This is a genomic window from Curtobacterium sp. B8 (assembly GCF_000333315.1).
Lineage (GTDB): Bacteria > Actinomycetota > Actinomycetes > Actinomycetales > Microbacteriaceae > Curtobacterium > Curtobacterium luteum.
This window is the reverse complement of the sequence record NZ_BACW01000251.1, coordinates 1-4,198: the sequence shown is the minus strand read 5'-3', so window position 1 is coordinate 4,198 and position 4,198 is coordinate 1. Positions and strand designations below refer to the sequence as shown.

Here is a 4,198-nt window from a genome sequence, read left to right as displayed (position 1 = left end):
CCCTCGACGACGAGGCTGCCGCGGCCGTCGCCGACCGGCTGGCGACCCGGTTCGTCGGGGACGCGTCGCACGTCGCCGACCGGTTGGAGACCCTCCGTCGGGTCACGGGAGCGGACGAGCTCCTCGTCACGACGATCACGCACGACCACGAGGCCCGCGTGCGCTCGTACGAGCTGCTCGCGGACGAGTGGGCGCGGCGGGCCGAGCAGGAGGTGCCGGCCGCGGTCTGAGTCGCGACCGAGAGCGCTGCCGTCGCGAGACGTCATCGTCGACGTCGTGCGACGTCGGCTGTGTCGCAAGCTGGCGGCGGCGGGATGCCCGCGTGTACAACGAGCGACGTCGCCGGTGTCGCACGACGACGGCCGTGTCGTTCGACATCGACGCTGAAGCGGGACGTGACGAGTGTCGCAGGCCGGCGGCCGTGTCGTCGGGCCACGGCCCGACCGCACACGCCCCTCGGACGAACGACGCCCCCGCTGCCGGTCGGCAGCGGGGGCGTCGTCCTGCGTGACGGACGTCAGCTGTTGTCGAGCGGGAGCCCCTCCGGGTTCACCTCGGACGTCTTCACGGCCTCGTTCGACAGGTTGTACGCCTCGAGCCACTTCGCGTACGTGCCGTCCTCGATGAGCTCGTTGATCGCCGCCGCCACGGGCTTCGCGATCCCGCTGCCCTTCTTGGTGGTCGCCGCGATGAGGCCCTGGAGCGACGACCCAGCGCCGGAGTAGGTGCCGGCCGTCTTCGTCGGCTCGGCCGTGTCCTTGCTCTGCGTGTTCTGGTACGCGATCGTCGGGTTCGGCCCGAAGTACGCGTCGATCTTCCCGGAGTCGAGGGCGAGCTTGACGGCGTTGCCGTCCGGGTAGTACTTGATCGTGAAGTCCTCGCCCTTCGCCTGGAGCTCCTTCTGCCACTCGAGGAGGATCTTCTCCTGGTTCGTGCCCGAGCTGACCGACAGGGTCGTGCCGGCGAGCACCGACGGGTCGCCGTCGAACGTGAACGAGCTGGTGGACAGGACCTGGAACGCGAGGTTGTCCTGCCGGTAGGAGGCGAAGTCGTACTTCTCCTTGCGCTGTTCGGTCACCGTGACGTTCGAGAAGCCGGCGTCGTACTTCCCGCTGTCGATGCCGACGAAGAGGTTGTCCCACGTGGCGTTCTGCACGTCGGCCTCCAGCCCGAGCTTCGCCGCGACGAGGCGGCCGAGGTCGGGTTCCGAACCGGTCAGGGTCTTCTGGTCGTCGCCGGTGAACGCGAGGGGCGGGAACCCCGAGGGCAGCGCACCGACGCCGATGGTGAGCTTGCCGGAGTCGCGGACGTCGGCCGGCAGGGCGTCGTGGAGCTCGGTGTCCTCGGTGACCTGCACCGTCGTCTCGGTCGCTGCGCCGTTCGAGTGCGCGCCGATCGTGACCGTCCCGTCGGCGGTGCCGGACGTGTCGGCGGACGCGTTCGCGGCGCAGCCGGCCAGGGCGACGACGACTCCGGCGGCGAGGACGAGGGCGCCGGCGCGGTGACGCCAGCGGATGGGGGTGATCGTGGACATGGTGCTCCTGTGTCGGGTGTGGGTGAGGGGAGGGGAGGTCAGCGCACGCGGGCGAGGAAGTCGCGGGTCCGGGCGTGCTGCGGGGTGTCGATGACCTGGGCCGGCGGCCCCTGTTCGACGATGCGCCCGTGGTCGAGGAAGACGACGTGGTCGGCGACCTCGCGGGCGAACGCGACCTCGTGCGTGACGATGACGAGCGTGGTGCCCGAGTCGGCGAGGGACCGGATGACGCCGAGGACCTCACCGACGAGCTCCGGGTCGAGTGCGGAGGTCGGCTCGTCGAGGAGCACCACGGACGGCTCCAGCGCGAGCGCCCGTGCGATCGCGACGCGCTGCTGCTGCCCGCCGGACAGCTGGCGGGGTCGTGCCACGGCGCGGTCGCCGAGCCCGACGCGTTCGAGCAGGTCCTGCGCCCGCCGGAGGGCCACCGGCCGCGACACCCCGGCGGCCACGGGACCCTCGGCGACGTTCTCGAGCGCGGTGAGGTGCGGGAACAGGTTGAAGTGCTGGAACACGAACCCGATGCGGGACCGCTGCCGGAGGATCTGCCGTTCGGGCAGCTCCTTGTACCGCTGCGTCCCGTCGCGTCCGGTCCGCAGCCGGACGCCGATGGTCTCGCCGCCGATCGTGACGACGCCCCGGTCGAGCGGCTCGAAGTGGTTGATCGCCCGGAGGAGGGTGGACTTGCCCGACCCGGAGGGGCCGAGGACCACGGTGACGCTCCCGGCCGCCAGTTCGAGGTCGATCCCGTCGATGACGCGCTGGTCGCCGAAGGACTTCACGGCACCGGCGACGGCGATGGACGCGCTCACGAGACAGCCTTCCCGTCGTGCTCGCCGGACGCGACCACGCGCCGGGCGCTGGCGACCTGTGCGGCGCGGTCCGTGCCTCCAGGCCGGGTCCGGCGCGCCGCAGCGCGCAGCCGCTGGAACGGCGTCGGCGGGAGTGCCCGCGCGGAGCCGCGTGACGTCCACCGCTCGACGTAGTACTGCGCGACCGACACCGCGCTGGTGAGGGCGAGGTACCAGACGGTCGCCACGACGAGGAGCGGGATGATGTCGGTCGGGTACGTGCTCGACAGGTTCTGCACCACGCCGAACAGGTCGAGCAGCGACACGTAGAACAGCAGCGAGGACGCCTTGAGCAGCCCGACGATCTGGTTGACGAACGCCGGGACGATCGAGCGGAGCGCCTGGGGGAGCACGACGCGGCTGAACTGCCGGCGCCGCGAGAGACCGAGCGCCTGCGCCGCCTCGAGCTGCCCGTGGTCGACCGCCAGGACGCCGGCGCGGACGATCTCCGATGCGTAGGCGATCTCACTGAGGCTCAGGCCGATCACGCCGATGGCGAGGTCGCCGAGGACGTTCGCGGTCGGCACCTCCCACTGCGGGCCGAACGGGATCCCGATGCCGATCGTCGGGGAGGGCGAGCCGAGGTTGTAGAGGAAGACGAGCACGAGGATGAGCGGCACCGACCGGAACAACCACACGTAGCCCCACGCCAGCCCGGACAGCACCGGGTTCTGCGACAGCCGGGCCACGGCGACGACGACCCCGCCGACGAAGCTGATGACGGCGCTCAGCGCAGTCGCGACGAGCGTCAGCTGCAGGCCGGTGAGGATGGCCGGGCTGAACAGCCACTTCCCGACAGCCGGCCAGCCCCAGGCCTCGTTCGTGAACAGCGTCTCGACGAAGTTCAGCAGGACGACGAGCACGAGTGCGGCGGCCACCCAGCGGACGGGGTGGCGCAGCGGGACGACCGGTCGGTCGAGGGCAGCACGGCCGGCAGCGGTGACCGCGTCGGCGCCGCTGTGCGGGCCGGTCGCGTCCGCACCCGTCCTGGAGGCGCGGTGCGCGTCCGACGTGGAGCCGGCGTCCGGGACGCCGGTCGCGTCCCGTACGGGGACCCGGGTGGTGTTGGTCATGCGGCGACCGTAGGAGGCGCCGCACGCGCTGCCAACGACCCGCGCAACAGACCGGCACACGACGGAACGTGCTGTCACGCAGGCCGGTCGGTGCGTCCTCGTGTGACGTCGTGGAGCGTGGGGCGGGGTTCTGTGACGCCGTGTGCAGCACTACCGTGAGCGCATGACCGGACACCGCGTGACCGTTCCCGAGCCGCCCGCCGACGGTGCGAAGCCGAAGGGGCCGCAGTCGTACTTCCCGAGCATCGAGGCGAAGTACGGCCGTCCGGTGCAGGAGTGGCTCGACCTCGTCGCGGACCGGCTCGACGGAGACGGGCACATGGAGGTGGTCGGCTGGCTCAAGGAGGAGCACGGCATGGGCCACGGCCACGCGAACGCGCTCGTCGCGTTCGTGCGGCGGGCGCTGGGGGACTGAGGCAGCGCCTCTCCAGGGTCGTCGTGCCGCTGTGGCGCCGGGCAGCCGTGCCGCTGTGGCGCCGGGCAGCCGTGCCGCCGGGCCGTCGTGCCGCCGGGCTGCCGGCCGCCGTCAGGGGCGCAAGACCTGTGCGAGGTGGGCGAACGTCGCCGTGTCCTCGTGTGCGCCGCCGCCCTCGTGCCCGTTGTACTCCCAGACGGTCATGTCCTTCGGNCCCGCGTACGCGTTGAACGCGGCGTACACGGTGGAGGGCGGGCAGATCGGGTCCATCAGCGCCGTCGAGAACACGCCGGGGCCGTCGCACGTGCGGCGTGCAGCACCCCGT

General features: G+C 71.9%; 5 protein-coding genes and 1 pseudogene. 2 read left to right on the top strand and 4 right to left on the bottom strand.

Translation table 11 applies throughout. The annotated features are described in order from the left end of the window. A pseudogene (locus I59_RS06200) lies at nucleotides 1–230 on the top strand (LLM class flavin-dependent oxidoreductase); the annotation flags it as partial. Between the two features lie 287 nt (nucleotides 231–517). Here the strand turns inward: I59_RS06200 and I59_RS06195 are convergent. The 3 genes from I59_RS06195 to I59_RS06185 are packed head-to-tail and all read right to left on the bottom strand — an operon-like array spanning nucleotide 518 to nucleotide 3,458. Continuing rightward, nucleotides 518–1,534 carry a transporter substrate-binding domain-containing protein gene (locus I59_RS06195; RefSeq protein ID WP_022903120.1) on the bottom strand — a complete coding sequence of 339 codons (1,017 nt, stop codon included), beginning with the start codon at nucleotides 1,532–1,534 and terminating at the stop codon, nucleotides 518–520. Nucleotides 1,535–1,572: 38 nt separating this feature from the next. Further along, complete coding sequence (locus I59_RS06190; RefSeq protein ID WP_022903119.1) at nucleotides 1,573–2,346, bottom strand: amino acid ABC transporter ATP-binding protein; 774 nt, start codon at nucleotides 2,344–2,346, stop codon at nucleotides 1,573–1,575. Further along, nucleotides 2,343–3,458, bottom strand: a complete 1,116-nt coding sequence (locus I59_RS06185) for an amino acid ABC transporter permease (protein ID WP_022903118.1) — start codon at nucleotides 3,456–3,458, stop codon at nucleotides 2,343–2,345. The genes I59_RS06190 and I59_RS06185 overlap by 4 nt, the downstream gene beginning before the upstream one ends. Before the next feature lie 163 nt (nucleotides 3,459–3,621). On the opposite strand from I59_RS06185, the gene I59_RS06180 reads away from it, so the two are divergent. Beyond that, a complete protein-coding gene (locus I59_RS06180) occupies nucleotides 3,622–3,873 on the top strand; it encodes a DUF4287 domain-containing protein (RefSeq protein WP_042726522.1) in 252 nt (83 codons plus the stop codon). 111 nt (nucleotides 3,874–3,984) lie between these two features. Here the strand turns inward: I59_RS06180 and I59_RS06175 are convergent. Further along, a partial coding sequence (locus I59_RS06175) for an acetylxylan esterase (RefSeq protein WP_031273096.1) occupies nucleotides 3,985–4,198 on the bottom strand: 214 nt, incomplete at its 5' end.